This window comes from Candidatus Culexarchaeum yellowstonense (assembly GCF_024707025.1).
GTDB lineage: Archaea > Thermoproteota > Methanomethylicia > Culexarchaeales > Culexarchaeaceae > Culexarchaeum.
This window is the reverse complement of record NZ_JANGFQ010000265.1, coordinates 1-2,730: the sequence shown is the minus strand read 5'-3', so window position 1 is coordinate 2,730 and position 2,730 is coordinate 1. Positions and strand designations below refer to the sequence as shown.

The 2,730-nt window shown below is 41.5% G+C and carries 3 protein-coding genes; all 3 read right to left on the bottom strand.

Annotated elements, in window-relative coordinates; translation table 11 throughout:
- Positions 1-738 (bottom strand): DUF1616 domain-containing protein (locus MRT15_RS12480; RefSeq protein ID WP_304330621.1); only part of this gene is annotated, 738 nt, incomplete at its 3' end.
- Positions 739-754: 16 nt separating this feature from the next.
- On the bottom strand, positions 755-2,464 hold the full coding sequence (locus MRT15_RS12475; RefSeq protein ID WP_304330620.1) for a hypothetical protein: 1,710 nt from the start codon (positions 2,462-2,464) through the stop codon (positions 755-757).
- A partial coding sequence (locus MRT15_RS12470; RefSeq protein ID WP_304330619.1) for a hypothetical protein occupies positions 2,461-2,730 on the bottom strand: 270 nt, incomplete at its 5' end. The genes MRT15_RS12475 and MRT15_RS12470, both read right to left, overlap by 4 nt.

Here is a 2,730-nt window from a genome sequence, read left to right as displayed (position 1 = left end):
TATTCCAGCTTTGGATACTTCCGATTCCAGTGTCAATGTATTGTTTAGTAGTGTTTCAGCTTTAACACTATCCCCCTTGTAGGCGTATTCTATGGCTTTGTTTGTTAGGTTCACCATTTCTGTGACGTCCCCCCCAGAATTCTCGGCTCTCCTAATGGATAGGTATGCTTCAATGATTTTAGACTCCAATTCTGAGCTCAATTCCACTAATTGTTTTTGTGTTGTGGTTGGTGTTGGTGGTTTTGTAACGTTTATCCATAGCTGGTTCCATCTACCATAATAATTGAATGCCCCAGCAGTTTCATTGTATATCCACATTTCAAAGACAAGTCTAACATTTATGGCTGGATCGTATAGTGTTATGTTTACTGGGATTATGGTTGAAGAGTTATGGCTTAAAATGACTCTGATGTCCATTATTGGTTTGGATTGTAGTGGTGTTGAAGCATTTATTATTGAGGATTTATCTCCAACTTTAACCATAACCCTATAATACATTGTTTTACCCTCATGATTCCCAACATAAACATTGAGTTGGAATGGTATTCCAGCAACAACCTCCCTCGGATATCCACCTATCTTCCCAGATGGCCCAAGTAAGCCTAACTCACTGAATGGTTCAACAACCCTACCAGCATTAAATACTTGTACTCCCCCCACAACTGTTGCAACAATTATTATGGCTGTTAAAACCGCTAAAACCTCTTCATCAAGTATCCAGCTCAACTCACATGCCACCTCACCATACCCGCTTTTAGGAGGCTAATCCAACAGCGTAATTCATTGCATAGCATATTTTGAATGCAATTAAGGCTGCCAACGATATTGCGCCAACCCTTCCACTAAACCTCCTCCCCATATTCCCAGTTATGTAGCTTATCCCAACAGCTTCAGTTATGGAGTATGGCATGTCGTATAACACTCTATATATGAGGTTTAGTGGGGCTGTGAAGCTTAGGGTTGCAACTATAAGAATCCATGGCATGATTATGAAGCCATCTAGACTTTTGAATTTAAGTGTAGCTATACCTATTGCCGTTAGAATCCAGACTGTTGGGTCTAATGCCGCTGTGGGTGCATATGCATATATTGCGAAGCACATGTTATTCCACCAGTCAGTTGAGAATATTTTTAGGTTTGCAACCCCCCTCAACCATAGATTCATGTTGCTGATAACTATTTTTATTGGTGTCCGTGTCGTGGGGATTCCAATTTGTGGACCAATGTTTTCAATTGCTAGTAGGCTTAGTGTGGCGAATGCAATTTGAATTGCCAATACAGTTAAAGCTTTCCTCCTGAAATTCTTCTCAATGGTTGCCAGCGCAAGTGTGATTGTGGAGGTTGCGAAGAATATTGCCCCCATATACACGTGGGTTGCAACTGATCCAGCCATTAGAATGAAGTATAAGGTTAACCATTTAACCCCACCCCTCCTCAGCCATTTTACAATTGATGTGTAGGCTAGGAGTGCAATTGATAGTGATGTCCAATTGCTGTATAATCCACTATAGAAGCCCACCGTAGCCGTATATGTGAGTGGCGCAATCATTGCCGCCACCCCCGCAACCCATCCACCCCAAACCTCCCTTGCAAATATGTATGATGCCACTGTGTAAGTGGATATGGCTATTAATGCAAGCATCCTAACAGCATTGTATACCCCCAAATATTTTGCTAATACGTATAGGATTAGGTAGTATAGTGGGCGGTCATAACCAACACTCATCACACTCTGCAACCCTCCCTTCAAGAGTTGGATTGCATGTGGATAGTATCTTGTAATTGCATCAACTCCAACAAGTTTTAAGCCTGGGTTTAATGCCGAATAATATATTATTGACCACATCGTTAAGCTTGTGATTAGGGCTATGGCTAATAATGTTCTACTCATACCATGACTTGCTGGGTTGAATTTCCTGGTGGCTAGTGGGTTTAGTATTGGTGAGAGACAAGCCACTAAGACTAGGATTGGCATTACTGGTATTAGTGAGGTGTATAGGGATAGGTGTATTGGCAGTGTTGGGAGTAGGGGGATTTGCAAATTATATGCCCTCGCCAAAATATATGTGAGCACAGTTGATTCCACAAAAATTATGCCTGCCGATATGGCTTCAAAAACCCTCCTTAAACCACTTAGAAGCATTAGTGAGATGGATGTGAGGGCTAATGGTAGTGGGTCTGATATGGCTATAGTCAGTATTAACGTTAATGGTGGTATGGCAATAAACCACGATCTACCATTAACTATTAGGGGGATGGATAGGAGGATTGCCCACACAATTATCCCCACATAGTTTAGGGGTGGGATCAATGCACGTATCACGAACTTTAAAGTCGTTTCCCAGCATGGGCAATATAATTCAACTTTATATAGTATGTACGTCCAGGAGAGCAGTATGCTTATACCCATAGATACTATGCTGGATATGTTAAGCCAATATCTTAATTGAATGTTTGATTTCAAGAGCCGCTCAACCATGCTTCCTTAACAACCTTTACATCATCAACTTCCACTTCAACTTGCACGTATTTAGCGTTTGGAACGTAGAGGGCGTATGTAGTTAAATAGCCTGCAGGTATCCTCTCATTGAATGTGTACAGCATCTCCCTCCCATCACTGCTGAGAACTTTCACTTTAACAATCATCCTCTGAGCTAGAGGTTCGAAATAAGTTCGCAATAACAGAATTCTCACTTCACCCCCAACCTTTTCAACCCTGCAAATAACCAC